This is a genomic window from Thermofilum sp., from assembly GCF_038871435.1.
Classification (GTDB): Archaea; Thermoproteota; Thermoprotei; order Thermofilales; family Thermofilaceae; genus Thermofilum; species Thermofilum adornatum.
In genome coordinates this window covers 23185-50023 of the sequence record NZ_JAVZIC010000004.1, presented here as the reverse complement: position 1 = coordinate 50023, position 26839 = coordinate 23185, and the positions used below count along the sequence as shown (strand labels likewise).

Annotated in this window: 35 protein-coding genes; 10 read left to right on the top strand and 25 right to left on the bottom strand. The window is 47.5% G+C overall.

The genetic code is table 11. The features are described 5' to 3' along the window. Position 1: 1 nt before the first annotated feature. The 4 genes from QXT17_RS05980 to QXT17_RS05965 form a co-directional block, all read right to left on the bottom strand. Positions 2-424, bottom strand: a complete 423-nt coding sequence (locus QXT17_RS05980; protein WP_342783083.1) for a hypothetical protein — start codon at positions 422-424, stop codon at positions 2-4. Continuing rightward, positions 421-3621 carry a DUF499 domain-containing protein gene (locus QXT17_RS05975; RefSeq protein WP_342783084.1) on the bottom strand — a complete coding sequence of 1067 codons (3201 nt, stop codon included), beginning with the start codon at positions 3619-3621 and terminating at the stop codon, positions 421-423. The genes QXT17_RS05980 and QXT17_RS05975 overlap by 4 nt, the downstream gene beginning before the upstream one ends. Beyond that, positions 3611-5086 (bottom strand): hypothetical protein, encoded by a 1476-nt coding sequence (locus QXT17_RS05970; RefSeq protein WP_342784349.1) that lies wholly within the window; start codon positions 5084-5086, stop codon positions 3611-3613. Before QXT17_RS05970 ends, QXT17_RS05975 begins: the two co-directional genes overlap by 11 nt. Before the next feature lie 191 nt (positions 5087-5277). Next, a complete protein-coding gene (locus tag QXT17_RS05965) occupies positions 5278-6627 on the bottom strand; it encodes a DUF1156 domain-containing protein (protein ID WP_342784350.1) in 1350 nt (449 codons plus the stop codon). A gap of 111 nt (positions 6628-6738) precedes the next feature. Here QXT17_RS05965 and QXT17_RS05960 point away from each other — a divergent pair, with 111 nt between their 5' ends. From QXT17_RS05960 to QXT17_RS05950, 3 genes are all read left to right on the top strand, one after another. Continuing rightward, entirely contained in the window at positions 6739-6978 is a 240-nt protein-coding gene (locus QXT17_RS05960) for a hypothetical protein (protein WP_020963483.1), read from the top strand. 89 nt (positions 6979-7067) lie between these two features. Continuing rightward, the gene (locus tag QXT17_RS05955) at positions 7068-7427 is read left to right on the top strand and encodes an EVE domain-containing protein (protein ID WP_020963482.1); all 360 of its coding nucleotides are present in this window, start codon (positions 7068-7070) and stop codon (positions 7425-7427) included. A 40-nt stretch (positions 7428-7467) separates the two neighbouring features. After that, the gene (locus QXT17_RS05950) at positions 7468-7950 is read left to right on the top strand and encodes a HEPN domain-containing protein (RefSeq protein WP_020963481.1); all 483 of its coding nucleotides are present in this window, start codon (positions 7468-7470) and stop codon (positions 7948-7950) included. Positions 7951-8644: 694 nt separating this feature from the next. Here QXT17_RS05950 and QXT17_RS05945 read toward each other — a convergent pair. Continuing rightward, positions 8645-10672, bottom strand: coding sequence for an InlB B-repeat-containing protein (locus tag QXT17_RS05945; protein WP_020963480.1), 2028 nt, complete (start codon positions 10670-10672; stop codon positions 8645-8647). A 521-nt stretch (positions 10673-11193) separates the two neighbouring features. Between QXT17_RS05945 and QXT17_RS05940 the strand changes: the two genes are divergently transcribed. Together QXT17_RS05940 and QXT17_RS05935 are read left to right on the top strand one after the other, a co-directional pair. Continuing rightward, positions 11194-11952, top strand: coding sequence for a hypothetical protein (locus QXT17_RS05940; RefSeq protein WP_148682193.1), 759 nt, complete (start codon positions 11194-11196; stop codon positions 11950-11952). A gap of 67 nt (positions 11953-12019) precedes the next feature. Further along, on the top strand, positions 12020-13162 hold the full coding sequence (locus QXT17_RS05935; protein ID WP_342783085.1) for a hypothetical protein: 1143 nt from the start codon (positions 12020-12022) through the stop codon (positions 13160-13162). A gap of 33 nt (positions 13163-13195) precedes the next feature. On the opposite strand, the gene QXT17_RS05930 is transcribed toward QXT17_RS05935, so the two are convergent. The 5 genes from QXT17_RS05930 to QXT17_RS05910 all read right to left on the bottom strand — a co-directional run bounded on the left by QXT17_RS05930 (position 13196) and on the right by QXT17_RS05910 (position 15403). Then, positions 13196-13372, bottom strand: coding sequence for a hypothetical protein (locus QXT17_RS05930; protein ID WP_187147024.1), 177 nt, complete (start codon positions 13370-13372; stop codon positions 13196-13198). 111 nt (positions 13373-13483) lie between these two features. After that, positions 13484-14065, bottom strand: coding sequence for a hypothetical protein (locus QXT17_RS05925; protein WP_020963476.1), 582 nt, complete (start codon positions 14063-14065; stop codon positions 13484-13486). 62 nt (positions 14066-14127) lie between these two features. Continuing rightward, on the bottom strand, positions 14128-14730 hold the full coding sequence (locus QXT17_RS05920; protein ID WP_052885585.1) for a hypothetical protein: 603 nt from the start codon (positions 14728-14730) through the stop codon (positions 14128-14130). Between the two features lie 132 nt (positions 14731-14862). Further along, entirely contained in the window at positions 14863-15015 is a 153-nt protein-coding gene (locus QXT17_RS05915) for a hypothetical protein (protein WP_342783086.1), read from the bottom strand. Beyond that, positions 14990-15403 (bottom strand): hypothetical protein, encoded by a 414-nt coding sequence (locus QXT17_RS05910; RefSeq protein ID WP_020963474.1) that lies wholly within the window; start codon positions 15401-15403, stop codon positions 14990-14992. The genes QXT17_RS05915 and QXT17_RS05910 overlap by 26 nt, the downstream gene beginning before the upstream one ends. Positions 15404-15734: 331 nt before the next feature. Between QXT17_RS05910 and QXT17_RS05905 the strand changes: the two genes are divergently transcribed. Then, the gene (locus QXT17_RS05905; protein ID WP_342783825.1) at positions 15735-16163 is read left to right on the top strand and encodes an AbrB/MazE/SpoVT family DNA-binding domain-containing protein; all 429 of its coding nucleotides are present in this window, start codon (positions 15735-15737) and stop codon (positions 16161-16163) included. A gap of 286 nt (positions 16164-16449) precedes the next feature. Here QXT17_RS05905 and QXT17_RS05900 read toward each other — a convergent pair whose 3' ends face one another. Then, positions 16450-16743: a hypothetical protein gene (locus QXT17_RS05900; RefSeq protein ID WP_342783088.1), complete on the bottom strand. Its 294-nt coding sequence runs from the start codon at positions 16741-16743 to the stop codon at positions 16450-16452. Continuing rightward, positions 16727-16864, bottom strand: coding sequence for a hypothetical protein (locus QXT17_RS05895; protein WP_342783089.1), 138 nt, complete (start codon positions 16862-16864; stop codon positions 16727-16729). Before QXT17_RS05895 ends, QXT17_RS05900 begins: the two co-directional genes overlap by 17 nt. Before the next feature lie 235 nt (positions 16865-17099). On the opposite strand from QXT17_RS05895, the gene QXT17_RS05890 reads away from it, so the two are divergent. Then, complete coding sequence (locus tag QXT17_RS05890) at positions 17100-17684, top strand: hypothetical protein (protein WP_342783090.1); 585 nt, start codon at positions 17100-17102, stop codon at positions 17682-17684. Between the two features lie 25 nt (positions 17685-17709). Here QXT17_RS05890 and QXT17_RS05885 read toward each other — a convergent pair whose 3' ends face one another. Both QXT17_RS05885 and QXT17_RS05880 read right to left on the bottom strand, forming a co-directional pair. Beyond that, positions 17710-18099: a NifB/NifX family molybdenum-iron cluster-binding protein gene (locus QXT17_RS05885; protein WP_342783091.1), complete on the bottom strand. Its 390-nt coding sequence runs from the start codon at positions 18097-18099 to the stop codon at positions 17710-17712. A 145-nt stretch (positions 18100-18244) separates the two neighbouring features. After that, positions 18245-18811: a M20/M25/M40 family metallo-hydrolase gene (locus QXT17_RS05880; protein WP_342783092.1), complete on the bottom strand. Its 567-nt coding sequence runs from the start codon at positions 18809-18811 to the stop codon at positions 18245-18247. On the opposite strand from QXT17_RS05880, the gene QXT17_RS05875 reads away from it, so the two are divergent. Then, the gene (locus QXT17_RS05875; RefSeq protein ID WP_342783149.1) at positions 18717-18923 is read left to right on the top strand and encodes a hypothetical protein; all 207 of its coding nucleotides are present in this window, start codon (positions 18717-18719) and stop codon (positions 18921-18923) included. The genes QXT17_RS05880 and QXT17_RS05875 overlap by 95 nt on opposite strands. Positions 18924-19124: 201 nt before the next feature. On the opposite strand, the gene QXT17_RS05870 is transcribed toward QXT17_RS05875, so the two are convergent. Continuing rightward, the gene (locus QXT17_RS05870; protein ID WP_342783093.1) at positions 19125-19340 is read right to left on the bottom strand and encodes a hypothetical protein; all 216 of its coding nucleotides are present in this window, start codon (positions 19338-19340) and stop codon (positions 19125-19127) included. Positions 19341-19449: 109 nt separating this feature from the next. Here QXT17_RS05870 and QXT17_RS05865 point away from each other — a divergent pair, with 109 nt between their 5' ends. After that, positions 19450-19656, top strand: coding sequence for an AbrB/MazE/SpoVT family DNA-binding domain-containing protein (locus QXT17_RS05865; RefSeq protein WP_342783094.1), 207 nt, complete (start codon positions 19450-19452; stop codon positions 19654-19656). A 23-nt stretch (positions 19657-19679) separates the two neighbouring features. On the opposite strand, the gene QXT17_RS05860 is transcribed toward QXT17_RS05865, so the two are convergent. From QXT17_RS05860 to QXT17_RS05840, 5 genes are all read right to left on the bottom strand, one after another. Then, complete coding sequence (locus QXT17_RS05860) at positions 19680-19904, bottom strand: hypothetical protein (RefSeq protein ID WP_342783095.1); 225 nt, start codon at positions 19902-19904, stop codon at positions 19680-19682. Between the two features lie 156 nt (positions 19905-20060). Then, the gene (locus tag QXT17_RS05855) at positions 20061-20231 is read right to left on the bottom strand and encodes a hypothetical protein (protein WP_342783096.1); all 171 of its coding nucleotides are present in this window, start codon (positions 20229-20231) and stop codon (positions 20061-20063) included. Positions 20232-20269: 38 nt separating this feature from the next. After that, positions 20270-21175: an SDR family oxidoreductase gene (locus tag QXT17_RS05850; protein WP_342783097.1), complete on the bottom strand. Its 906-nt coding sequence runs from the start codon at positions 21173-21175 to the stop codon at positions 20270-20272. Positions 21176-21494: 319 nt separating this feature from the next. Then, the gene (locus QXT17_RS05845; protein ID WP_342783098.1) at positions 21495-22046 is read right to left on the bottom strand and encodes a hypothetical protein; all 552 of its coding nucleotides are present in this window, start codon (positions 22044-22046) and stop codon (positions 21495-21497) included. Beyond that, positions 22013-22291 (bottom strand): hypothetical protein, encoded by a 279-nt coding sequence (locus QXT17_RS05840; protein ID WP_342783099.1) that lies wholly within the window; start codon positions 22289-22291, stop codon positions 22013-22015. The genes QXT17_RS05845 and QXT17_RS05840 overlap by 34 nt, the downstream gene beginning before the upstream one ends. Before the next feature lie 147 nt (positions 22292-22438). Between QXT17_RS05840 and QXT17_RS05835 the strand changes: the two genes are divergently transcribed. Continuing rightward, a complete protein-coding gene (locus QXT17_RS05835; protein WP_342783100.1) occupies positions 22439-23194 on the top strand; it encodes an alpha/beta fold hydrolase in 756 nt (251 codons plus the stop codon). 70 nt (positions 23195-23264) lie between these two features. On the opposite strand, the gene QXT17_RS05830 is transcribed toward QXT17_RS05835, so the two are convergent. The 5 genes from QXT17_RS05830 to QXT17_RS05810 all read right to left on the bottom strand — a co-directional run bounded on the left by QXT17_RS05830 (position 23265) and on the right by QXT17_RS05810 (position 26839). Further along, positions 23265-23723: a type II toxin-antitoxin system VapC family toxin gene (locus tag QXT17_RS05830; protein ID WP_342783101.1), complete on the bottom strand. Its 459-nt coding sequence runs from the start codon at positions 23721-23723 to the stop codon at positions 23265-23267. 253 nt (positions 23724-23976) lie between these two features. Beyond that, on the bottom strand, positions 23977-24297 hold the full coding sequence (locus QXT17_RS05825; RefSeq protein ID WP_342783102.1) for a nucleotidyltransferase domain-containing protein: 321 nt from the start codon (positions 24295-24297) through the stop codon (positions 23977-23979). Further along, on the bottom strand, positions 24273-24446 hold the full coding sequence (locus QXT17_RS05820) for a hypothetical protein (protein WP_342783103.1): 174 nt from the start codon (positions 24444-24446) through the stop codon (positions 24273-24275). The genes QXT17_RS05825 and QXT17_RS05820 overlap by 25 nt, the downstream gene beginning before the upstream one ends. A 93-nt stretch (positions 24447-24539) precedes the next feature. Then, on the bottom strand, positions 24540-25235 hold the full coding sequence (locus QXT17_RS05815) for a hypothetical protein (protein WP_342783104.1): 696 nt from the start codon (positions 25233-25235) through the stop codon (positions 24540-24542). 47 nt (positions 25236-25282) lie between these two features. After that, positions 25283-26839: a hypothetical protein gene (locus QXT17_RS05810; RefSeq protein ID WP_342783105.1), complete on the bottom strand. Its 1557-nt coding sequence runs from the start codon at positions 26837-26839 to the stop codon at positions 25283-25285.

The window sequence follows — 26839 nt, the reverse complement described above, 5'->3', positions numbered from 1 at the left end:
ACTAATCAAGCCCGTACAAAACCCTAAACGCCCTAGCAGGCCTATTGAGAGCCTGCCTGCCCCTCTCCGTTGCAGCAATAAACTTCGCGAACCAAAAATGCAGCTCGTATTCGTCCAGCCCAGCAACTATCTCGCGGAGCTCTCCAGCCTTCGAAGGATCCCTAATCCTCTCCCTCACGACACCATACACAAGAAGCCTCTTGTAAACACCGTCGTCCACGCGGAGCGACCTCTTGCCAGACAAACGCGCACCAAGAGACTCCGCGAATAGGACTAGCTCGCTCCACGGACACACCGCGGAAACCTCTGGCTTCTTGGAATAAGTATAGGGATAAAAATGACAGACCTGAACTACTCCACCATGTTCAGCCTTCTTCGACTTCCTTTCAGTGTAAGAGACACGTCTAAGAGGCTCCCTACTCATATGCTCGTCACAATCTTCTCTACACTCCTAAACCTTGAAAGAATATCTTCAACTTCGGAAAGCTCTTTTGGTTGCTTAAACTTGAACCTAGCAGAGAAGCCTTCAAGTCTCCTAATACCGGTGAGACTCATAGCCTCCTTGACCATTTCTATAAACACGACTGGATCAGTATTCCTAGTCTTCAAAGTGATCTCTTGCTCGCCAGACCTCAAAGCCGCAAAGCCATCTTCAAAAACCAAATCTGGGAAAGTCTTGACTATATCCTCACTTTCCAACAAATCCATCACAACTAGGCCGACAACTTTTACCTTCTCTTCTCCCAACACTTTTACCTGTAGCCTCCCAGAAACAGGTCTCCTATACTCTACGGACACCTCAAACTCGTAGGTTCCCGGCTTATTCGGTAGCTGAAGCCTCCAAACAGCAGTAAACGGCGGCCTGCCCTGGCCGGGCTCGATTTCTCCTTGACTTACCTTAATCTTCACTACGTCGTCGACCTTGCCCACCGGAGTTATGTCCACAAACACTTGAACCATGGAGCCAGGCTTATCCTCAACAAAGCTGGGACGAAGCGTAACCTCGATCCCCTCAGTGATCTCCTCCTCTTTCCTAACCAGAGGATAAGTCTTCAGAAGCTTCGCAGCATCCTCCGTGCTAAGACTACTCAAGTCATGCTCCCTACCCCCTTCCAATAACACGTACCGAATCCTGATGACCTTGCCATCCCTCTTCTCACTTACAGGCTTCAACTGTTCCAACAAGCGCTCAGCCGCAATCCTCCAAGGAAGCACAATATCATTGTCCTCCAGCATGCTGGGCGGAGCCCCCTCAATAATCGTCGGTACATTTTCAGGGCTATAAATGCGAACCCAGTAAATCTGGCCACCCCTCTGGATACCAATCTTGAGATTTCTCACGCCCTCAACTAGGGCCTGAATCACCAGGTTCCTGGGAACAAAAGGCAACCCGGGGTGAGTATAGAAGTAGCCCAAAATTTCTTTCACTGTAAGCTCCCTACTACCTTCACTAATATCAACACTAATCCCCTTCAACAAGTGCTCGAAAACATCATACCCTAAGGAGGTCAGATATGCCTTTCCAACATCAGGACTCTCTAGAGCCTCCTCCGCGATCCTCGCCAGAGAAGTCGCCTCTGGCCTCACAGGTGAAGTCTTTGCATAATTGTCGCCGCGCTCGCTCACGCTAGGATAACCTATAGTGTCAAACGCGTTAATTATTTCCTGGTAGAGCTGTGTCTCCCTGTCCCTCATGTACTGTCTAAGCTTTCTAGTCTGAAGCTCCCGTATATCCTCATCCTGATAAATCTCATTAAGCATCTCAGCAACATTCTCACAGGCAATAAGCTCCCTAGCAAGCTCCAATAGCCTATTAAACCTCCTCCCATCGCTCGGATAAAGCACCGCCACAGTATTCCTATAGACCCTGGAGCGGCCACCTTCGTCCTCAAAAATCAGCCTCCTCAAGTCTTCCTGTGAGAGTACCCGGGGGGCAATTATCAACGAATATTTTGGCTCATCTGTGGGTAGTGGCTTGTCCCTTACATCGACGAGAGAAAAGAGCTTCTGCTGTTCCTGCTTCTTTTTCCCAGTAGTCGGTGGGGGCTTCTGTGACAGGCTTCTAATTGCATCGAGCAAACGGTTTCTAGCCTCAACCTCGCTCACACGCCTAGCCTCGTCCTGGACAATCGCTATTATTGGAGAAATAGGGGTAAACCAGTACCTTCCGTCCTTCTCCTGTATAAACAGCAATTCACGTGAAGCAACATCCAAGGCATTCAACACGTCGGCTGGCTTCGAGTTGGTCTTTTTAGCAAGAGACTCCTCATAAACCATGAAAGCCACGTCTTCCCTAGTAGGGAACACCCGCTCCGGCCTCGTTGCGAGGCCATAAACATACGTCCTAACAAAGATGGCGAGCGCAACCGCGTGAACAAGCGGGCCCCTCTTCAGGGCGTTGTCATATATGTCCCTGTCGACAATCGGCTTAAACTTCGAGAAACTCTGTCCAAGCAAAAGCGCATCAAGACGCCCAACATTTATATGCCAAGGCATAACAAAGTCAGGATCCTCGGCACTATTCCAGATCTCCCTTACCACTACACGAGTAATCCTAAGTGCGTCCCTCGTCCTCTGGAGCCCGGGGTGCCTTGTAACAATGTCGTATAGAACATCAATGTAGCTTGGATGGAAAGGCGCAAGCTCATCTATCCTAGAAGCCTTCTCGACCGCAGATTTTCCGAAAACTTGCTCCTCAGAGCTGTAAAGCTCCAGGTATCTACTTCTAAGCGCCACGACAGCGTCACGATCAATCTTCTTAAAGATCCTCCTCTGCAGTACACGGACAACGTCCCCCGCATCAAGAGGAACATCGTATGCCGATGCAACCCTCCCAATAGCGTCCCTAAGCATCTTAGTCTCCTCCTCGTAGGCCTCCATGTAGCGCTCCTCTTCACCCCTAACCTCCACCGGAAGAGTAATAACTACGACAGACCTCGTCCCCTCGACAGCCTTCACAAGGCTCTCAACAAAAGCCACAACGTTCTTCCCATAGTCCCGAAGCTTTTCGTCCTGGCTCCCCCTAAACCTCGCAACATACTTCGCAATCTCGTCAATAAGGATGATTACAGGCTCGTCCCCAAGGAGCTTCCTGATAGCCTCCACAGATGGCGCAAAGCCACCCCTATCCTCCTCCTCGAAAAACCTATACTTCCCAAGCTGGTGAGCCATAGAGCCCCAAACACTCCTAACCACGTAATGCTTCACATCCAGCGGCCTGGCAGGGCTCGGACAAAGCTCGTCAGAATCCCCATCCAGCACCACAAGCTTCGCCCCAGCCTCAACAAAGCGAACAGCCAGATCCCTATCAACCCTTGAAAGCGACTCTGGCTTCCTCACAGCGTGGAGCACTGCGAGCAACAAGTGCGTCTTTCCGCCGCCATAAAGCGAGAAAAGCGGGAAAACCCTCCTAGTACCCTTGCCCTCCACAGCCTCCACAATGCCCCTGAGAACCCTCCTCATAGAGTCCGAGAAATACGTAGACTCAAAGAACAGCACAGGGTCAGAGTAAACCTCGTGGCCCCTACCCATATAAACCTCTGAAAGCGACGGAGCAAGCTGCTCGTCAAGCCTCTCGTCGAACAGCTCCCCCCTAACATCACAGTACCCCTTAAGCCCCACCCAACCACCCCTCAAGCGTACCAGCACCACTCACATATGACAAGACCCTCTCACAGAGCCTCCTCTCCGGGTCAACACTCGGGACAAGACGGCCAGAAAACACCTTTGCAAGCCTCAAAGCCTCATCTACGAGCACGGCATTAACAGAGCGGAGCTTCTCGTACTGCTCCCTAAAGCCTTTGACATCAAAAGTAGCGGCATAATACTCCAACAAGTGCAGGGCATCAACAGCACTCCTCAACACCGGCCTAGACGGGTCAAGCTCCCTAGCACGTAGAAGCTCCACAAACTCGCCCCTCTCTTCGCCACGGGGCTCCAAAAGACGGAACTCACTGCCAACCTTTTCCACAATCTTCATGCTAGTCAGCTCCTTGTCGTCGAGCCCCGTCCCAAAGCCAATAATGTGAACCGTGCTCCTATCCATCACCCTCCCCCTAGCCCTTCTATTCCAAGGCAACAACACCTTGGCAAGCATATAGAAAAGCGCTCCAGGATCCCTAACCTCCTCCCCCGCCTCGTTGCCACCAACAAGCCTCGAAACAGCTCTCGCCAGCCCCCTAGCAGCCGCAGGGTAAGCACGCTCTCTAACAAACCCACCAATATCATCTATGCCAACAATTTTCTCACGAGAAGTCACAGCGGAAAGAGTTGCAGCCAGAGTTCCCACGAACAAGTCCACTCCCGTACGACCAGCCCTAAGCATTTCAAGAGCTCTTTCCTCAGCGGCCACCAAAGCATCCCTATAAACCTCGTCCCACAAAGCCTCACCCTTAACACCAGGCCTCCAGACCACCACAATCGACGTGTCAAGAGCTGCCTTCCCCCTCGCAGTAACACGCTCAGCAGACTCCGTTGAGACGGGAAAAGCCGCGGAAACACGGAAGCCAGCCCTCCATCCAGCAGATATCAATTCCTCCCAAGCCTCCGGGTCAGTATGAGCATAATAGGTAACCAAACTACCATCGTCCTTTAAAACCCGCCTCATAGACATAAAAGCCCTGTACAGAAGATCAATAAAATACCTACGTGCGTCTTCCTCATTAGCCACTTCACCCTTAAAATGTTTCAGCCTACCAACGTTAAGCCCAACCTCCCTCGGCGCAAGTTCCTCCCACTGAGTCCTAATTTCTCTGAAGGTAGCTCCGATGGGCTTGAAGAAAGCTTCGCTCAAGAAGCGTGGCGCTAGTTTTCCATTATATGTATCGCTGAGAGCACGCTTGAGCCATACATAGTAAAAGTCGCTAAGTTCTACGTAAGGTACATCGTCTCTATAAGGAGGGTCAGTAACTATCAGATCAAACACTTCTTCTCTCAGCTTAGTAAGAAAAGTTGCGTCGTCAAGATCAATTTTGATGCTTGTTCCTACATTGTTTAAAATGTCGATAAGTGTATCAATTCCTGTTTGAACAGATTTCAGGGATTTAGTAAAAGAACCTAAAAAATTACTTATAGGTACAACTTCCATCCAATTCCAAGTTATTGCAATTCCTCTGAAGGCTAAGGTTTCACGAATAAATTTCTGAGTAGGCTCTGTTGAAGTTAGAATAGAATTGTAATTAGCTTGTTTAAGTACTGCTAGAGCTAAATATGTAGTTATTTTCTCTGCATAGTTGTACGCATTCTCTTTGCTCCAACCCTCTCTTAGCTTTTCTTCTTCTATTTTTTGCCGGCTTCTCTGACGAGCTTAACTAGCTTGACGAGGGTTAAGAGCTGTCGCGGGTTAAAAAGTTTATAGAATTTATCAAAACCCCATACTATAGTATGATATGTTGACGAACAATATGGTTCCGTCAATTCTTTCGGTATATCTGGGTCACTCCACATCTCCCTGAGTTTTTCTAGTGCTTTCCTCAGCTTCTCTGTGTCCTGCTTGGTCGCTGGCTCGAATTCGAGGTCTCCCCTTTTCACCTTCACTTTTACGAGGAGGGTTGGTCTTGCTGGGCTTTGGAGGAGTTTTTCTAGGTCGATTTTTCCGTTGAGGTAGTCTTCGAGTAGTTGGTTCCACTGTTTCAAGGCGTGTTTTATGTACCACTCTGTTTCTGCGCCTTTTGGCTTCTCTATGCTGTGTTTTCCGGTTTTCAGCGAGATGTATCGTATCTGGTTTCCGCAGTGGAGGCATGTACCTGTTTCGCGTCTCGCGTATATATTTGGCTTCCTGACCGTCCTCTTGGTGCCGTTGACCACGACGTAGCCCTGCTTGCTGTTGACCTTGGCCTCGATCTCGCTTGTTTTTAGCTCCTTGTTGAGGTCTACTATCTTTATTGCCCCGTTTTCCCAGTCCATCCATGCAAGCCTGCTAAAGATCTTCTTTTTGGCTCCCTCCTCTTCTCCCTCCTCTGTCTCCTCTGATGAGCCCTTGGATACTCTTGCTAGCCACCAGTTGCCTATGAGGGGCGTGTATTTGCCGCAGTGGGGGCACTTTACTTCCCATGTGCCTATGTAGACAGCAACGTCGGGGTCGTATAGCTCCTTGATGTCTGGGTCGCCGGCGAGCTGTTCTGTTATCCATTTTCCCCACTTCTCAACGTCTCTGACTAGCTGTTCTCCTAGGCCTCTCTCTGCGGCCCACTTTGGATACTCGAGTACAGCCTTAAGGAAAACATAAGTTGTCGGGAGCAGTTCTACCGCAACTACTTCGCCGAAGCCGAGCCTCATCGCCTCTAGTGGTATAGAGCCGAAGCCCGCGAAGGGGTCTAGCACTTTCATCTTGGCGAAGCGCTCCCTCCACTCGGGTGGCGGCGACGGGTTCTCCCTGTGCGGGACGTTTTCGACTTGCCCCTTAAGGTTTACTTTTGCCTTGAGGACCTGCGTGACAAAAGTGTGTACATCTATGTCTGGGGGGAGTGCGGCCGCCGCGAGCACTGCGCGGGCGCTTGCTAGGGGTTTTCTCGTCCACCAGAAGACCATTTCCCAGTGTTCTGGGCGTCCTCCGCCCTTTTTCTCTTTTTCTGCGGCCTGGTTTACAATGTCTACGGGGAATTTGGGGGATTCGAGGAATGAAGACATCACAATATAGAGCGGTATATGAATAAATCTTTTTTCATTATCTTTTTAAAGTAGAAATTATAGAAGTAAGAATAACATTAAAAACTATCCATAAAGATAATCTGAATCTTGATGGGCTTCAAGGTAAGGATCCGCAGGGAGAAGGATGTATATTCTGTAGTAATAGATAATGGTTCATCATTTACTGTAGATGAAGTGAAATTGGACGGAACTTCTTTAGACGATATTGAGAGCATTTTTGATTTGGAACAACTCAAGGAGTGTCTTCTTGAAGTTAAAGAAATTTATCTTTCTGAAAAGTCACACAAGAAAAAGACGATTCTCTTCTTATATCGGGAAGAAATAAGCTAATTTTTCCTTTTTTATTAAGAAAAAATGTTTTGAAAAAGTTCTAAAAAATAAAAATAAATAGATGTCCAACGTGAAAACTTTGAAGTTGTATGAATTACTGGACTCTTGTCGGTACGCTTGACAACTGGATGATTGGAATCGAGAGGGGCGTCTGGGGCGTCAGGGAGAGGGCTAGGCCGCTCTGGGGCAAGGTACAGCCGGGCGACAAGGTCGTCTTCTACGCCGTCAAGACAGGCGTCCTTGGCTATGGGACCGTGGAGGGCAAGTTCGAGAGCAGGGAGCCTCTCTGGCCCAAGGAAAAGGAGAGAGGCGAGCCCATCTGGCCCCTAAGGCTCAAAATAAGGGTCGAAAAGGTCTTTGGGGAGCCAAAAAAGAAGCCAGCCAAGATGCTGGTAGGCTTCGCAATAAACAAGCTGGACCCAGAAACATTTAGAGAGATAGCGCGCTAGGTTTATTGGAGCAAATTTGCAAACTCTAGGATGACCGCTTATGGCTGTTGGCAGAATAGAGGATGCCCGAGCGAGGCTTTACGCAGCAGAGAACCATCTCAAAGAGCATGATTACTCCGGTGCAATGCTCGAAGCCCAAATGTGCATGGAGCTCTCGATTAAGGCTCTTCTCGACAAGCTGGGCATAAGCTATAAGACTAGGGAGGGGAGGATACCACACGATGTCAGTGATAAAATCCCCGAAGCTTATGAGAAGCTGAAGCAATGCCCGCAGGACTTGAAGGAATACGAAGTTAAGTCGATAAGAGTGGAGTTAGCTAGATCCGCTGTGCTCTTGCGGCTCTTAACTTCGATCAGAGAGTATCTGGAGTATGGCGTGAATGGGTTAGCGGGTTCTAAGGAAGTATTCGAATTCACATTCGCTGAGAAGCTAGCAGCTACTATTGTTGAACAGGTGAGGAACTCCTATTGGAGAATCTATGATTTGATTAACAGACTAGAGAAAGGCGCAACGATAGCCTAAGCTTTGCTGTTAGCGCGCTATCTGAAGATTATGACATGATGCTAGATGTCAGTTATTGTGGCGAACTGGTTCTCGGCGTGCTCGTTAGCTTGGCGCACGCCCAAAAGTTTCTTAGAATCTGTTTTCCCTAATCTAGCAGGCTCCTTTCTGAGTGCTCTTCGATTTCTTCAGAGAATATAGTACGCTATCATCACTACGCTAGCAACCTGTGGCTTCTCAGGAAGAATGTAGAGCTCCGCCTCAGCAACGTGTACGAGAAAGAATTAATTTTTAGGAGATGCTAAGCAATCTACGCGCCCATTGGGAGTATATATTCGTTCTTCAACAACGTCTAGTCAAGCTCGAGACCTGAGTAATAACACTTCAGCTGCTAGTAATCCCGCTCCACCCCCCAACACCTTTCCCACTTCTTTTAGCGAAGGTCGCACTTTCACCTGCATTCAGCTCGCGTAATAGGTTCCCCGCCTACCACCCCGTAATCCCTTTTACTAGCGAGGAGATTCTCAGCTCGCTCGCTACGTCGTCAAGCACACGTAGCGTCTTGCTATAAATGTCTAGGATGAAGAACTTGACTTCCTACCCCCAGCTCCGCGCTTCTGCGGCTGAATTTTTCGACTAAGCCGGCGGGAGGGGGCCAGAGTGAAACTGCGAAAGCGCACTACGCTCAACTCCCAACTCAGCTTAACGAGGTAAGTTATCGAGCACTTGGAGCGCGCTTTCTAGCTTTCACTGCAAATACGGCTACTGCTACAACGGCTAACAGTAGCCCGAGCAACAGGTAGGCGCGCGTGTAGTCCTCCCTCCAAACGGCAACCAGGCTCCTAGGCCGGTTTACAAGCACCCTCACGGTGCCGCGCTCCACAACCACGTCTCCTGCCTCTAAGCCCTCCCACCTTTCGAAGCGGTACGTCACGAGCCCTGCATCAACGTCAGTCGCGGTAAGCTTCACCGTAGCGTAGCTCCCATCGTCGTACCAACCTTCCCCCTCCGCTGAGCCGCGGTCTGTAATCACCCCAACGTAGTGCTGAATCCTCCACCTCGCCTCCAGCTTCACCGACTCGTTCACGGGTAGAATGACGATTGATGGGTTGTTCGAAAACAGTTTGCCGTCCTTGTACCAACCTTCGAACGAAGCTCTGCTGCAGCCCCAGGTGCAGTATCCTTGCGTCACGTTACCGGAGAAGTACACTTCGGCATTCCTGATGCTCAGCGTAGCCATTGTGCTTTCATCGTACCAGCCCTCCCCGCGCACCAGGTTGCGCAAGAGCATGTTAGGCGATACAACCTCGACCATATACTGCCTCGTGTACACAGCTGTTAAGTTGACTGGCGCATCGACGATAAGCTCGAGCGAGGGGTTCGCCTGTGATGCGCTCCCAGTAGGCTTTTCGACCTTCCACATTCTAAACACGTAGCGAACACCGGGAAGCTCTTCGACCGTTAGAGGTGCGGTAATCCTAACAGTCTCCCTAGGCGAGTACCATCCAGCTCCAGCCAGCTGCGTAGGCGCGTTTGACGTCACGTTTACAGGGAAAGCTGGGCGCAACGCGTAAACCACCCACCGGCAATCGTACTTGGCCCCCTCTCTCCCTTGCTTAGCGCAATCGCTGCCGGCAACGTACAAGTTGAGACCGTCGGTCACCGCTAGGCCGGTAGGGAACTCGTAATCTCTTTCGGCTTCCCCTCCCAACGTGAAACTGAATATGTTTTTAAGATTTTCATCATAAACATATAATGCATGGTTAGAACGGTTATCAACGAGCTCCCCGCTGAAGAGGTAAAAGTACCCTTGAAGCGTTATCCCGCATCCAAGGGGGAAATCTGCACGGTTAGTAAAATTGTATAGGTCATCATCATTGAAGAAAGAGTAAGAAACCTCTGCGAGATTCCTGAAGAGGATATAGTTGAAAAAGCGCTCAGGTTGCAGAAGCCAGCCTGGGCGAAGTCCTTCGCTGCTGGCTACCTGCACCTCTCCAGCTTTGCTCAGTTTCAATATGTCACCGGCAGTTAGAATGTACGCTGAACCATTTTCGTCGAACGCTACGGCTAACGCTGCCTCACCACCTATTTTTAGCTCCCTTTGGAGCTCAAGCTCGCGGTTTAGGATCAGCGCGCGCCCCTCACGAGTTGCAAGCCGTTTCGACGACGCATTATAGAGCTCCCCGACAACCCAAAGCTCCCCCGTAGCAGGGTTCACACCCACACCCCAAGCCCACTCGTCCCCGATTGAGGGGTTGTAGAGGTACCTTTTCACTAGCTTCAGGGCGGGATCCCTCTTCTCGATAACCCAAGCGGTATCGTTTCCCCGTAAACGCTTCCACCCAGCTATGTAGAGGTACTCGCCGTCCGTCGCCACCTGCATGACAGCGTAGTCCAGCTTAACCCGCCCTTTCTCGTACAATTCAAGGCTGAAAGTTGCTAGCACGTTGCCTCCGCCAACGTAAAGCGTACCACCAGTAACGGTGCAAGTGTAAAACTCTCCTTTACCCCTCCAAACTTTAATTAGATTTCCAGTATTTTTGTCTCTAACTTCAATCCTACCAGTCGAACCGTTTTCAACACCAATTACATAGACGTTGTCACCGGAAAGACAAGTGCACAAAGCCTTATCAATGCTGGGCGAAGGATCACTAAAAACCCTCCAAACAACCGGCTGGGCTTGAACCAAAAAGCTGGAAGCGAGAACGATCGTCGCCAGTGCAACTAGCCAATGTAGCTTCACATGCTAAATAAAGACTTCTTCGGTATATTAACGTTTAGCCGTCTATTCAACGTTCACCCCCTTTGCGATCCCGCTTTTTTCTTGGCTGCTAATGTTCTCATCAAACCCTCCCCGGCTATTATTGCCGCGATGATCATGATCGCTATTAAACCCGTTGCTCGCCACGCGGTAAGCTTGCTCTCAAGCCACTAGTAGGAGCTCTGCAGGTCAGAGTAATTGGTTTGGAGCTCCTCGTAGTTACCCCTCAGTTGATTGTCATTGGTTTCAGTTGCTTGTAGTTGCTCTCTAGGCATGTGAAGTTTTCCAACGCTTCGTTGTAATTCTGTTGGCACGCGCTCGTTTTTAAATAAGCGAAACATGTTTTCTCTCTCCCTAGTCCTTTTTATTTATTGCTTTGAAAAATATATTACTGGATTTATGATGCATTCTTTTTTCATAGGCAACACAGTAAACTTAATCTATTAGTGATACGTTGAAACTTGAAAACTATTAATACCATCTCCTTTAAGGGGTACGTATTGATGCCTTCCCATAAGGTTCATCAGAAATGCGGGAGCATGATTGGCCTGCCCATAGATGTTGTGAGATACGTAGATGTTTTGATCGATACTGGCAAGTGTGGCAAGCATGACATCGGCTTGGAGATTTATACTGAGAAGCTGAGCGAGGAGCTTAACTTGGAGGTTGCTCTGGAGCTTGGAGTTAGGAGGCTATTTGAGTGCCTTGGCGCTGGGGGGAGACTCGGCGAGGATTATTTGAGGGCCGCAGCTCTGCACTTCTTGCTTGACTGCGTGGACCGGAGGATGAAGAGCCTGGGGACGTTGGTTTTCGAGGGGAAGGCGAGGAAGGCTCTTGAGAACTGTGTCGAGTGGATCGATGCGAAGCTTAGGACTCAGAGCTATAGGTATTTCTTTGGCGAGGGTCTAGAGGAGATAAAGGTGCTTGTGGGCTATATGCGGCGCTTATTAGACGAGCATGGCGCTGTGCTGGAGCGCTGTGTAGACTACATTGTGGAAGAAAACAAGTCTAAGCAGACTCCGGAGATTGGTTCGGGAACAATTGCAGGGCTACTCTCGGAGGTCTGTAGAAGGTATGGGATAAAGTGCCTCTTTTATGTGAACGGGAAACTCTTACCTCCAGCCTCTGCGGCAAGGAAAGCATTGAGTCTTCTCGAGAGGGGCGAAAAAGTAGAACTTGTAAGCATAGATGGGAAAATCCGGATAACTGCTAATAACAGCGAAGAGTTTTTCACTAAAATAATGGAGGTTCTTGGCCAATGAACGAGAAGCATTTTTAGCACGGCTTCGAGAGGAAAAATTAATATTGCTATTCTTGTATAATTTTGCGATGAGTTTAGAGAACTTTGTTTCCGAGCTTGAGTCGATGGGTTTTTCTGAAGAAGTCATACAAGAGGTCTTGCAGGCTTTATCAGATTTGTATATAGGAGTCCGAATACCCTATAAGATTATACCAAAGGGATCTGGTGGCATTTACTATTCTCCGATTAGAACGAAGTATTGGCCTTACAGCGATATAATTGAGAAGATCTTGTTACAGAGCGGCTTCGTTGATACAAGTAGTGCTTTTACCGTTTATATGCCTGAAGCCAATTGGTATTTCTTAGCCTTAACAGAGAAAGGTGTAGCAGTTGCCCAGGAAGCTTATATGAGTAAACTCGAAAAAAGCCTCGACTTTGTTAAAGATCACTTGCAGAGATACAAAAGATTGGCGCCGATACTTTACTATGGGGCTATTTATGATGAGAGTCTTGGAAGAATTTATTTTAATAGTAAGCCTATAGAGAGCATTGACCGGGTTCTAGGATTTGAAACAACTTCGATCATTGATGCTAAAATTGGTAAGGCTCCTGAGCCGCCCCAGAAGAGAAGGACGTATCATACCGCGGAGGAGCTGTGGGGTAAGGTTAAGGACATATATGGGATGCAACCTCTAGACATGGTTAGGGTAGCATTTCAGGCTACCGCGCAGACACAGACTGTTACAAATGTTGTCAACGAGTTCTTTTCGCCACTATATGAGAGACGCCTAGTACTTCTTATTCCATCTTATAGCAAAAGAAACGTATATACAGACTGGGAGAAGTGGTATGTTACAAGCGAATTTATGGATGTAGTCAAGGAATCCAATGTTGGGATCGGCCAAGAAAAGCTTAAAGAGTTCGTAACAGAATTTGTCTCCCTCTTTTTGCTTTATCTAGGCTCAAAGCATTACACAAAGGGCGAAATCCTAAAGACCTTAGAGGTTATTCTAGACGAGAACAAAGAGCTCGGCCTCTCATACGATGAAGTTCTCGAGCGTCTACGAGACCTTATACAAGAAATTAGCTCGTCTACTGGTAGTATCTCCGGCTTCAACGAGTACGGTGAACCAGAGAGCCCACCTTTCATGGTGATGGATTGGGAGAGGCTGGACAAAGCAATGATGGAGTATCTCGAGCTTCTTGGCTCTAGGGCATTTTCATTGGTCTAGACTACGGCAACTCTAACCATTTCCTAGGGCTAGTTAAGGAGTATTTTCGCCTAAGAATACGAGTTCTTTTACTAGATCTTCTTCTCTTAGGGGATCTTGTTGGAGTCTCCACTTGTAGTTTTTGATGAGGTCGCTCACGGAGACTTTTTTAACTTTTATATCGTCAAAAAGCCATTTGATTCTTGATGTCCCCCTTGTAATTATCCACACTTGTTTTGTACATCTAGAGATATTTTTCGTGAGATTTAGATTATCTCTTTGATAGTCTATATAATCCTTTCTTAGCATATTGACGTAATTCTCGATCTGTTGATTTTTAGTTTATTCAAATTTTGTGTCAAGTGTTGCGTCATATATAACGGCGAGATTGTTGACTATGAAAAATCCGTCTGGGCGACCTTTTTGTTCCGTTTTATCATACCTAAATATCTCATTGATTCCTATCAATTTCAACAGATAGGATACCCCGTCTTCAAACTCCTCCCAGTTATTAGTTGCTAGTAGCTCGGAAAAGAATGGTGGAACGAGAGAACTAGCGTGAGATGTTTCAATGGGTAATACTTTTTCTTTAAGATACCATCCAGATTTTCGTAGTGCTTGAATTTCCGGTGGAAGTTGATGCAGAGGAATTTCTCTCTCAATTTTGACTTTAAAATAAATCTTGTTTTTCTCCCTCTTTGTATCATAACCATATACTAGACCTATCCACGCTTTTTCAGCTGTTGCGTGCTCATCAGAAAGCTTAATGAAGAGGGTTTTCGCATATTCTATAAGCTCATTGGGTTGCACACCTTTTAGAAGCCTCCTAGTGTAAGATGTTTCGTTGTTTGGTAAGTTATTCCAGTGATTTGGATAGTATGTTACCATGATGTATTTTATATCTTTCATGAAATCTTCGGACACGTTTTTAAATTAACTTAAAAGTTACTAAAATTTTTCTGTATAAAACTTTTGCACAGCGCTTATCAGTCTTTTATGTCTTCGCATTGGTCTTTGCATGGGGCCATGACTCGTGGTGTGGAGTTTTGGCTTTTTATGAATGCGATGTAGCCGTCTTGGGACTGGAGTAGTTCTGTTATTTTTTGTGGTTGGACTGCCTTGATGGTCTTGGTGCTTGTTATCTCGATGAGTTCGTACCATTGGACGTCCCACTCTGGTGGGAGGGATGTCTTGTATTCTACGAGTTTGAGGGTGAAGTCTCTTATCCTTTTCGGGATTCTTTCGATAAGATAGACGTTTCCAAGAATTGGGTCGACATATTCGATGAAGGTCCAGTCGTCGACGTAGCCTAGTGTAGCTTTGTCTTCTGATGATGAGAGCCAGTATAGGTTTTGGAAGGGGCGTAGTTCTATGAAGTCTTTGCGTGTGCCCTCGTAGCCGAGGTAGACGTCGCCCTTCTCGTCTGTTTTGGTGAACCACTTGTTGCCGGTGCCTGTGAGAAAGATGAGTTTTTCTTCGTCGTACTCGATCTTGGCTTTCTGGGTGTTGTCTTCCTTGAGGGCGAGCTTGAATTCTCCCTGTATGAGGTCGAACAGGTCCTTTATGCCAGATTTAAAGACTACTCTCATGTTTTGTGACCCTCTCTCTGGGCAACAATAGGTGTGCGGGGCCTGCATAAAAATCCAGCTTGTGTCCTATTCATCTGGAAAAAGAAGCCCTTCATACAGTACAACCGTCAATACGGGTATTTATTCCAGAGATTAGCGCGCGACGATCAGCATTAAGGCGTACCGCATGTCTTTACTTACCAAGAGTATCGGGTGTATCTTCACGCGTCCAAACTGGTTTGGCGAAGTAACATCCCTAAGCAGTGCCGGCAATACGTTGTCATAGCTCAACGTGGGGTCGATCATCACGTTTTTGGTGTTGTCTTTTTTTTCTGTGGCTGGGCCGAGTGTTGTGCTGTTGGTTTTCTGCCTCTTCTTTTTTCGCCTCGTAATATGCGTATGCGCCGGCGAAGTATGCCTCTGTGAGGGGGTCTAGGCTTTTCCACATGTCCTTGAAGGCTTGTCTGCCTTGGGTGGTTACGAGGTATTTGTCTCCGCTTTTCTGGATGTAGCCTTGAGAGATGAACACCTCTAGGATCCTTTTTATTGAGTCTAATTTTACGGATACATGTTTCTTTTCGTCCATCAATTTGTATGCGTTCTCTATGATGCCTCTTATGGTTTCGGCGTCGAAGTCGTCCCTGTCTTCTGTGTACAGGGCAATTACGGCCCCGACGGTTTCCGGCTTAAGCATTCTGTGTAGTCACCTCGATGCGGGCTGTGTCTTGGATATTGGTTGATAGCATTAGAACCATTTATCTTTAGCGCTCGTTGCCTATAAATTTTTTGAATTGTATGCTTCGGTCTTTTTAAAGAATCTGTTGCTTTCAACTATGTAATAGTCACAAGGGATCTTCTCGTGATGGGGGGCCAGCTCTCTTGTAATGCTAGGTCTCCCTTCTCTTAAGGAATAGTAGCTTTATGGGAATATTCCTGCCAGAAGAAATGCTTCACTATAAAAGAGCCTTCGCGATACCTTAAAGTGTACCTTGGGAGGGTTATAAAAGAGCAGTTCGGCTACAGAGTTGCTTTGGGGAGCGGGATGTGTTTCTCTAAGACACATATATTTGAGACTCGAAAATGGACAAATGTCTTTGAGAAAGCATGGGCTTGAGAGGCTAGCTCGTATCTGGTTTGGAGGGGAATGCTTTTATCCAGGTTTTCCAGGTTATACCTGGTTGTGGCTGGTGGCCCGGATTGTTGTGAGGGTGGGTAGGAACTACGCGGTATACCTCCCCAAAAGAGTAGTGGAGGAGCTGAAGCTCAAGGAAGGGGAGAAGCTGATCCTGACAGTGGAGGGTCAGAGCATAGTGTTGCGTAGGCCTCTGGATTTCTTCGAGGAGATTAGGAGGAGTCCTAAGAGGTTGCGCCTGACGCCTGAAGAGTTCGAGAAAACCAGCGTGGAGGCTCAGGAAGAGCATATGGGTCTTAGTGATGCTCAGGCTGCTACTTGACATGTCCTTTTTCCTATCAGCCTTCGGGGCGTACAAACTAGAGGAAAAGTTAATCACGTGTTAGAGCAAGGGATCGCAATTTTAGCTCCTGCGCCTTGAGTGTTCTTTGCTCTAGTTGTCCTTTTCCTCAGGCTGATGCTGGGGGCTCCAGTCTGGTTCTAGATTTGAGAGGTCGTTCGGTCTGTTTAAACGGTTTGTGCCTTGGCAGTCATTGCGGTGTTTGTGGGATGGCTTGCCGTCTGGGGGTATTGGTTCCAGGAGAAGGGTTCAAAAATAGCCGGCTTCTCTAGAGTACTAGGGGGATTTTCGCCTTGATTCTGTGCTCGTCTAGCTCGGCTAGTGGGATGCCTACGATGTGTGCTGCTAGCCTCAGGTCTCCGATTTCGACTAGGAGCCTTAGTGCGGCTTTGAGTGGGTCTGGCTGTTTCTCTATGTATTCCCAGTCCGCGCTTTTGGCTCTTATCTCTCTCGCCTCGTGCTCGAGCTCTTCGAGCTCTTTTAGAGCCTTGGCTAGGGCCCGCTTGTTTATGGTGAAGCCGAACTGCTTGGCAAGCTCAGCGTTTTCAGCTGTCGATTCCATAGGTTTTCAGCCTCGTCCTCGAGAATACAAGCCCTGTGTCCTCATTATAAGCTTTAACTGCCTCTACAAGGTCGCCGCCGTAGATAAGGGCTAAGATGTCTAGGCTGTCAAGGGCCTTCACTCAGGTGTAATCTTTTAGGATCTGGGTGAGCGTGCGCTGAGGGAGCTAGTCTTTCAGGCTTAGAGGTTGAAGGTGCTACTCCTTCCAGGCGCCCTGAGGTGATAGGCTCAGTAACGAGGTTACTTTTAGTTATTGGGGTGGGTGCATCGTGTGCTCATATATTTTGAGGATGCGTGACTCTACATGTACGATAAGTTTATATTTATTTTGATATATCAAATCCTTTAGATTTCGCATGGATAATGGAAAATATGTTGCCAATAATGGGGATGTCATTGTTTCCAGGAAATCTGGCTCGCCTGTGTGGGAGGAGGCTCTCTTGGAGGAGCTCCTCTACGCGATTGGCCACGTAAACCACTGTGAGCAACACCTTATCGAGGCAGACTCGGAGATACAGTTTCCCGTCTTCCTGGACATTACTAGTAGGCTTCGCGAGGATAGGAAGACTCTGGGCCAGGTTCTCTTCGCGCTGGAAAAAGTGACATCGGAGGAGGGGGGCGGGGACCTGAGAACGGCCTGGGAAAGTGTCTGGTGCACCTTGAAGCACATTACGACGGCCCTTATACACGTGGACGAGTGTATTGAGAAGGTGTCGAAGCTCTCCGAGAAGGGGGCTTCTCAAGAACTCAGTATACAGCTATTAGACCTTCTCAAAGTGAGGCAACGGCTCTTAGAGAGCACTATAGAGCTGATTAACAGGGCGAAAGCCAACGCCAATATGCTTAGGGAGTCAAGCGTTAGGTGCAGGGAGGATCTCTGCTTAGAAGCCGAGGAGCAGAAAGAGCAGGGACAAGAAGCCCAGCAGCAGACAACAAGCTAAAAGAGAATCTAGGATACCTGTGCTCCTATTGGTGTTTTTGGCATTCTTCTCCGTGGCGGGATTTTCCACAGCCCTCTGTTAGTTCTTCTAGTTTTCCCTGTAGATAAGCCTCGACAACCTCTTTGACTGTTTCTGATTGTGCCCTGTAGACGGCGACTCCTGCCTCCTGGAATCTGCTGATCGCGCGGGGTCCCATTCCGAAAGTTATGACTGCGTCGGGTCTAAGCTGTAGTATTAGGTCTGGGGGTAGCCCGTATCCGCCGAAGTGTTCGCTTTGGTTTGGCACTGCCTGGACGCTGGCTACTTTGTCTCCTTGTATCTCGACTACCACGAAGTAGGGGGCTCTGCCGAAGTGCTGTGAGAGCCTGGCATCTAGGCCGTTCCCTTCCTCTGTTGGTATAACAAGTCTAACCATTTTTTCACCGAGATGGCCCTTTTCGGGGCTATCTTTATCACTAGTGGATTGAATGTATAAAGCTTTTGCTACATCGTGGTCGACAGCGCGCCTGAACTCTTATTTTTTGGTTGCATGGTGCCGGCTCCTGGCTTTGCTTGATGTTCTAGACGATTGTGTAGAATGTTTCTAGTGTTTGTTTTAGCATGGTTTGGCTGAACTGTATGTTGTTTATTGAGATGCGCTCGTCTATTCCGTGTATCATTTTGAGTAGCTGGCTTAGCGGGAGGTCTGCCCTGATGGGTATGAAGCCGTATGCAACTGTGTTGAAGGCTACGCGGAAGAAGCGTGAGTCTGTGCCGCCTGTAGACATGTATGGTGCGGCCTGTGCTCCTGGGACGATAGCTGATACAGTTTCCTCGATTGCTCTGTAGAGTGGCGTGTCTATTGGGGACTGGGTGGCCGGGTCTCTGTGGATGAATTCTAGCCTGTAGTCTAGCCCTTTTAGTGTTTCTTTGAGGTAGGCTTCTACCCATTTCTCGGTGTGTCCAGGGAGTAGCCTGCAGTCGACGCTTAGCTGGCTTGTTGAGGGTATGATGTTTACCTTTTCCCCGGATGCTATAACTGTAGGCGTTAGTGTGTTCCTGAGCATCGCGTCGAGCATTGGTCCCGAGTCTCCCGAGACGCCTGGTAGCAGGGAGACGAGTGGCCTTGAGGAGAGTAGCTTTGCCACTGGCCGGGGTGTGCCCCTTGATTCTTGGAGCTTCTGGACGAATAGCTTTACGTGGGGCGTAGGCTCGATGGGTGGGCTGTTCTCGGCGATTCTCGTAGCGGCCGAGGTCTAGTTAGCCGGCTGGCGTAGGTGTGGAGGAGGAATTTGGTGACAAGATTTGTATTGGTAAGGTTGGCATAACTTTATTATTATTTGTAATAACTTTGTTATTCTTGTTATTTTGAACAGAGAAATCCAAAAATAACTATATTATGCTTAATAATAACAATGTTATTATTGAATGTTTTAGCGAGGCTACCATCGGGATTGAGGGTTAGATGAGCCCTTTTTCTCTTAGCTCCTGCAACATTCCTTCCTTTATTTTTTCTCCTAGTTCTAGAGCCTCTTTCTCGGTTAGTCTGCTTTTTGTTGCTAATGCTTCTAATACGAGTCTCTGGATTGTCTTTGAGTGGAGGCATCTTTGCCTTAGGATTTTTAGGTTAATGAGTTTTAGTACGATGTGGGCTAGCATCTTTTTTGCTTTCTCCATGATGTTCGTGGCTAGCTTTTGATTGTTTCCATAAATTTTTAGCGATGGATTGCCTGAATCGGCTGAGCAAAGATTTTTATAGAAATAGAGAGGGACAGCTGTGGTTTTTGTGGAGTATATTAGGGTTTTGGATAGGAAGGGTAGGCTAATGTTGCCCAAGGAGTGGAGAGAGAAGTATGCGAGGTACAGGCTTGTCCGTGTGAGAATCGATGGGGAGAGGATCATTATTGAGCCTGTTAGGCCGGAGGACTTTTCTAGTGAGACTGATTTCATGGAACCACGATTTAAAAGCGACGGTAATAGGGAGATGGCTTAGGCTTGTTGGGGGCGATTTTTAGGCTAGGTTATCCGGACTCTTGCTTTTCTTAGGGTTTCGATGAAGTCTTCTAGGTCTAGGCCTGAGGGTTTTTGGCTTAGTCTTAGGTCTCCTTTTTCTATGAATAGGATTACTGCCGCCTTTACTCTGGGCGGGAGCGTGTTTATGTAGTTCCAGTCTGCGTTTTGTCTCCTCATTTCGGCTACTTCTTTTTCCCGCTCTTCGAGCTCACTTAATATGTCGCTCATAGTCCCAGCCTTTCAAGGTCTTTTGCCGGGAACCTAGCGCGCGCTTTAGTTGACATGTGGGCTCCTCGCTTTTATGCGTTGCTCGTTGAATTATGCCGGCAATCTTTGCAGAGACGTAGAGGTCGCCTGTCTCGATGTAGTGGACGAGTGCTAGCTTTAGCTTGGTTGGTTGTTGATATAGTTCCAGTCTGCTTGTTTTCTCCTGATTTGTCTAGCTTCTTCTTCCCTTTTTTTGAGCTCTTCTATAATGTTGTTTTTCTCCATTGCTCTGTATCCCTTTGTCCCTACTTCTAAAACGGCACAGGTATGCTTAAATTTTTGTGTCAAGGTGGCGCAGACAGGATTAAAGTTAGTGGGGCCACGTGTTACGATGTTGAGAGGTACTTGTTTCTGATTTCTCTTAGGATATCTTTGTTTGTGTGGAGCTTTTCTGCTAGCTTTGTTAGTGTTTGGGCTGTTTCCTCGTCTTGTAGGAGTGTTGCCAGGAGTTTCTGTATCTGGTCGAGGTCTGGGTAGAACATTTTTGTTGTTACTCCTCCGTCTATTGTGATGTTTGTCCCTGTTATCCACTGTGCGTCGTCTGATGCCAGGAATGCTACTAGGGCGGCTATGTCTTCTGGCTTTCCTACGCGTCCGGCGGGGTGCCACTCGTGGTCTAGGGGTGTTAGCTGTGGCTGTCTGGGTGGTACTTGCCAGTGGCTCGTGTCTACCCATCCGGGGGATATCGATATGACTCTTATGTGGTACTTTGCTAGGGAGACTGCTAGTGCGTGGCTAAGCGCTATTATTCCTCCCTTTGACGCTGAGTAGGGCTCTGTGTTTGGCTCTGACTGGAAGGCCCTTGTTGATGCGATGTTTATTATAACTCCGCCGGTCTTCTTCATGTATCTGACGACGTGTTTTGTGCAGAGCCATGTGCCTGTCAGGTTTGTGTCTATGATTCTTCTCCACTCTTCTAGGGTCTGCTCCTCGATGCTTTTGCCGGAGAACCCTATGCCGGCGTTGTTTACGAGTATATCTATTCTCCCGTGCTTGCCGTAGAAATCTTCAACCGCTTGTTTAACCATTTCCTCGCTTGCCACGTCTACCTTGTAGAAGACTGCCTTTATCCCGTTTTTCTCGAGTTCGCGTTGCCTGTATTCTCCTGCTTGCTCGTCTATGTCGAATATTGCAACGGTGCACCCCTCGGTGCCAAGCTTAGTGGCTATGGCGGCGCCTATGCCGCGGGCTCCGCCTGTAACTATGCATGTTTTTTCCCGAAATCTATCCATGAGAAAAAATGTTTGTTTGATAATTATATTCCTGTTGTTTATAAAGGGGGATGAATCTTTCTTTCATCCGTAGGGATATGATTCTAAGGACAGCTTGCTTTATACATTCTTGTTTTTCGCCAAGCTTTTCTTATTGTTTCAAATATCTTATTGATTTTTTCTTCTTCTGTATCTTTCCAGATGCCTGCAAACTCCGAAAATTCTAACTTCTTCTTGAGCCTTTGCCGCATCATCCCAAAAATCGTTTAGTGGTTTATATATTTCAAAGGTATAGGTATGTCCGCTACTAGGATACAGCTGTAAGAAACGCCTATGGCTCCTACATCTTGCTTAGAAGTGTTAAAGCTAGGTGTTTTACTTTGTTTTCTTCGCTTTTTCTCAGGAAGTATTCCTCGTTGAAGTCTCCCCTCGCCTTTGAGTATGCTACTATGTCTTTTGCCTTTACAAGGTCTTTGATCCCTCTGTCGAGGGACGAGACTAGGTAGAGTACGGCTAGGTCCTCTGGGGAGAGGATGGCTACTTCACCAATTTGGCCGATTTTTACGTGTCTTCTCCTCGCTACTACCTCTGGGTCGTAGTTGTAGCCCTTGGGCTTTACGAGGTCGAATCGGAAGCTCTTTATGTAGACCTTGTACTTCCAGTGCCCAATATCCATAGGCGATACTTGAAAGCGGGCGGACGCATATTCGAGGATCTTTTTTAGTTTCTCATGGTCGTCTAGGTTTACGAGGAAGTCTACGTCTAGTGTTGTTTCGGGAGGGGCGTAAAAGTTTCTTGCGAACCTGCCTATTAGGGCGTATTCTGGAAACCACTTTTTGACTAGCCTGACCGCTAGTCTCAGTGCGCTGTAGAATCTGTATTCTGTTGCCATGCCTTAGCGCCCAGTACAAGTGCGAGTACGACGAGATCTGTCCTCGTGAGACGGGTCGCTGGATCCATTTGTCTTTCAAGGTAGTCTCTTATCTCTTCTGGGTCGACACTTAATTGCTCTGCCGCAATGAGGAGTTCTGCGAGCTTGTTGTTGGTGGATTTTCCCAGGTAGAATCTCTTTGGTCTCTTGTACTGTTTGTCCCATAGCGTCACGTAGAGGTAGCCATTAACCCTCTGAAACTTCACAGTATATACTATGAAATCATAGTATATAAAAATTACCGTCCCTAGGGTACCGTGTCATTTGTGCAAAGAGCATGTGTTTTCCCTCAAAAGGAAAATGATATATGTATGTGAGTATACAACTTATATGTGTCTAGGCAAGGTTCTAGTTTGAGTGATTGCAGAGAGCAACTTGTCTGGGTGCCTAGCGCCGGCGTGGGTCTTTCTGGTGTCCTCCATCTTCCCGCTGGTGTCTCTAGGCCGGTGCTTTTTCTGCATGGGTTTACTGGCAACAAGAGTGAAAGTGGTAGGCTTTATACGGACATGGCTAGGTTTCTCTGTAGCGCTGGCTATGCGGCTCTAAGGTTTGACTTCAGGTGCCACGGAGACAGCCCCTTGCCGTTTGAGGAGTTCAGGATATCTCTTGCCGTGGAGGATGCGCGCAACGCTGCCGGATTCTTGAAGAATGTTCCTGAGGTGGACGGGACAAGGTTTGGCGTTGTGGGGCTAAGCATGGGCGGAGGAGTCGCTGTTAGCCTGGCGGCTGGTCGTGAAGATGTAGGCGCCCTGGTTCTTCTTTCCCCTGCATTGGACTGGCCCGAGCTTTTCCAGCGTGCACGGGGCTTTTTCAGGGCTGAGGAGGGATATGTTTACTGGGGACCCAACAGGATGAGGGACGTCTATGCCATGGAGACGATGAATTTCTCTGTTATGGGGCTTGCTGAGGAAATCAAGGCCCCCACTCTAATCATCCACTCTGTAGACGACATGGTGGTTCCAATTAGCCAGGCGAAGAGGTTCTATGAGAAGCTGAAGGTAGAGAAAAAGTTTATAGAGATCGAGCACGGCGGCCACGTCTTCGATGACTACAACGTTAGGCGTAGAATCGAGCAGGAAGTCCTAGACTGGGTAAAAAGGCACCTTTAAGAAGACACTGGACTCCCGGTTAAGTATCATGTGTTAAAGGTTTGTATGGTGCTTGAACTCTTATGTGATTTTAAAGAGGAACGAGAACTGTCTCTGCCTCTTCTATTTCTGCTAGAGTAGTATCAGAGGTTACAATTTTTGCTCTTAGTTGTTTTGCTAGGACAGCTAAATACGCGTCCGCAAGAGAAAGCTTGTTCCAGTATTTGTGCTTTAGGCGGACAGATTCTAGTGTGAGTTCCCCGTCCAGTGTTACAATTTTGATTGGACTATTACGGGGGACAGAGTGCCTTATAATAGCAGTTTCCCAACCAAGGACTTTAGCCGTGCTGTAGAGAAATTCGGCAACATTAATTTCACACAGGCAAGGCTGGTTTCTACCCCTGCATACATCTTCTATGAAGCGTTCTATCTCTTTCCTTCCAGCAAAATATAGTGAGACCGCGCTAGAGTCGAGCACGAATCTCGGATTCGCGTTCTCTCTTTCTCTCCTCCAATATAAGTCTAGTAACCTCGATTGCCTTTTCGCCATCAGCTCCAAAAAGGCTTTTGAGGTTCTTTACTGTGTATTTTTCGGTCACAAATTGAAATGTTGAACTTTTCCTAATAGGTTTAACGTTAAACAAGTATTATTGTAGCTAAAGTCAGACGCAAATCGCATGAAACTCCTTGAGCTTTCCTCAGTGACCAGAAACCTCATCACCAGTTCATACGGGGAGTTCAATCATCATCGCTGTAAGTAAAGACATGAAAAGGACAATATAACTTTTTTCCGTAGAGACAAGTTAAACTATTTCTTTGTATTCCTTTATGAGTTGTTTGAATATTTCTGCGTCTTTCTTGTTTAGTACGTGGATCTCTATTCTTGTGTTTGGTGCAACTTTTCTGGCCTCGTGTAGCACGCTGAGTCTGTCGATGTTGTCCGGTATCTCGATGAGAATGTCTATATCGCTTGCGGCTATGTTTTCTCCCCGAAGGTAGGAGCCGAAGATGTAGGCTTTGCCGCCATTTTTCTCTGCAAGGCTTTTGAGGTCTGAGAGATATTTTTCGAGGTTTTCTTCTAGGTCTTTTCTTGTCTTTTTTAGGTACTCGATATGCCTATACATTGAAAGACTACCTCCATGAAGTTTTTCGCCTCTACGTATTCTTTCTCGCCATAACTACGGACAAAGTACCTTGCCCCTGTGTACGCATCTTCAAGTATGTCGATGATGTACCATTTCTCGTTGGAAAGCCTAATGCTCAGCGCGACCACCTGTCCTTGAAAAGATAATTCTTTGCTATGTTAATAAATCCTTTATATTCTAATATATTCTAAAGGTCTATAAGCGAAAGCACTGAGAGATACTCATATCTTTTTTGCTCTTTTCCAAGAGTTTTCCTTTACATATATCCTCGAGGGAAAACTCTTCAGGAGTTTTTCTAGGGGCTGTGTCTCTGATCCCTCTGGCCTAGACTTGAGGAAATCCACAACGTCGTCGAGGACCTGGGGGTCGCCTGGGACGAATTTTTGCTTGACAATGAAGTAACCGTCTTGCTCTGAGAAGTAGACTAGGAATAGGGGTCCAAGCAGTGAGAATACCCCTGCCTGTACCTGGACGTGTTTCTTCGGCTCTTTTTCTATGTCGAAGCTTTTTACCTCGTAGAACTGTCCAACGGTGTCTTCGAAGTCTGGCTGTGCGTATAGTGCTCCGATGAAGTCCCCGCTCCTCATTATTATTACGTGGGTCTTGGGCCTGAGGTATTTCATGTAGGGGCTCTTGTACCACGCGGCCAGCATGCGCCACATCTTCCTAGCCTGTTCCTTTAGCTCTTCTCCTGAAACTTCTACTCTCATGTTTTTTAGCTCGTTCCTAAGCACTGCCATTGCGCATCTCTGGGCTTTCCCGAGTAGCGACCTGGTTGTATGCATGGAATAGTAGTTGTACTGTGAGATTGCCCTGTCAAGTGCTTTTCCAAATGCAAGTCTTATGGGTGGATCGTTTTCTGGGGCCCGGCTCCTTACGTAGAGGTATGTTGGGGCAACGACAACGTTTATAGCCATGAGTCATCCTTTCGGCTTAAGAAAACCGTTTTAATTTAAGTGTTGCTTTACGAGGCAACGTCCCTAGTGGTAAGCATGTCTCCAATTATGTCGGCTCCGATAAAGTAGATGATGAGTGAGATGGGGAGGCTCACAGCAGACAAGAGAATTAGCTGGCTGGGATAGCTGAACACCATCTGGAAAAGGGCGACGCTTAGGCTTGAAAGAGACATAGAAATAGCCAGGGTGATGAGGGCAAGCATGTCTTCAACTAGGTAGAAGCCCCTAGAGGAGAACCTGACAATTCTCCTCCTAGTCATGACTAGTGCTACCGAGCCAAGTGTGAATACCGCGTTGAGAACGATCGATGGGAGCGAGAAAAGGGGCAAAAATAGTGACACAGAGTCGCCGGTGACGCTGAAGAGGAAGAGCCCGCCTGCAAGGAAGGATACAAGAGTATAGAGGGAGATCTTTGCTACAGCCACCCTTGCCAGCGGCTTGAGGTTTGGCATGCTTACCCTGTAGAGCCATATCGGGGAGAGGTCTTCCTGTATAGACAGCTGGAGCTCGATAATGATAACCATTAAAATGATTATTACAGCAAAGGTTATGAGTGAGTACGGGTCAAGCAGGGGGAAAAGCTTCTTCACAACTATTCCAGCAACATAAGAAACAATGAGTCCCGCAAATAGTATGAGCCCCTGGATACCGAGGAGAGGTCTAAGCAGGGACACCTTCAAGATGCTTACCTCTGGTCTTTCAGAGTAAAAGCCTAGGTCTAGTAGCCGTATCCCTAAACGGATAGTTAGTGTCCTCGCTGAGAATGGTTTTACTTTTTCTGGATAAATGTAGGAAGACACGAGGTACTGGAGAGCCATTAAAGCAAGGACAAAAATTCCGAGAAGCATGGTCTCAAGCAAGACTAGGCTTGAAGGCTCTTTGATGGTGAAGCAGTGGACAAGCGGCTGTACAGCTAGCAGTGTTGGGGCCTTTAAAAGTATAGGAGTCTTCCCAGTGAACAAGTATTCGGCTCCCGCCGTTAATAAATACAGAAGTGCAAAGAGCCTAATTTCTTTCTCTCTCTGCGTCGCAACTTTGACGTAGCTGATTAGGCCTTCGAACGCCTCTGAGAAAGTGATCCAGAGGACAAGCGCAAGAGGGAAAAGTAAAACTTTGACTGTGTTTCCAGCCGAAAAAGCCGCCACATAGAAGGCTCCCGGCACTAGGAACACTGACTGTACGAGGACTGACTGTGTGATTAGGTGGAGTGAGCGCCCGAGCATGTATTCCTGCATGGTTACAGGCATTGTTAGTAGGACCTCGTACTCGGCCTGCTCTGAGACTGTTATGTCACGCCTGGGGAGCATGGCTATAGCAATGAATGTGAGGGTCTGGAAGACTGCAAGTGTCTCTGTAACGTTTTCCTTGTTGAGTCCAGGGAGAGCTACGCTTTTTCTCGCGTTTTGCCAGACGTAGGGGTTGAGGATTGTGAGGGAAACAACGAAAAGGTATAAAGAGATTATCAGGGCTCCTAAAAATATTAGCGCTACTTTAGCTTTACCGGCCCTTAGAATGCTCAGAGTATTTAGTGTAAGATACTTGGATATTGTTAGGGCTTTTCTCAC